The following is a 382-nucleotide window of genomic DNA, read 5'->3' on the forward strand; positions in this document are numbered from 1 at the left end:
CTGAGCTCGTCGAAACGGGCACGCAGCAGCGCCTCGGTCTCGTACTGCGGCAGTGAGACGACGAACGGATGCCTCCCGGCCGCCTCGCGGAACGTCAGCCGTCCCAGGGCGCGCCCGTCGCAGCGCACCTCGCCGCCGCGGATCCGCACCGCGCGTTCGACGACGGCGTCCGCAAGACCGAGCTCGTCGAGGGCGCGCATCGACGGCGGGTGGATGCCGATGGCTCGCGACCGCCGCGACGGTTCCGCACGCCGCTCGAGCACCTCGACGTCAAGGCCGCGCACAGCGAGGAGCCCCGCGAGGAGAATCCCGACCGGACCGCCGCCGACCACGATCACGTCCCGCATCCGCTGCCCGTCGCTCGCCTCCGCGTCCACCGCGC

At 74.1% G+C, this 382-nt stretch carries 1 protein-coding gene; it reads right to left on the reverse strand.

Translation table 11 applies throughout. The features are described 5' to 3' along the window. Positions 1 to 382 (reverse strand): FAD-dependent oxidoreductase (locus tag QN350_RS19805; RefSeq protein ID WP_323517231.1); only part of this gene is annotated, 382 nt, incomplete at both ends.

The sequence above is a fragment of the Cryobacterium sp. 10I5 genome, from assembly GCF_035019865.1.
GTDB classification, from domain to species: Bacteria; Actinomycetota; Actinomycetes; order Actinomycetales; family Microbacteriaceae; genus Cryobacterium; species Cryobacterium breve_A.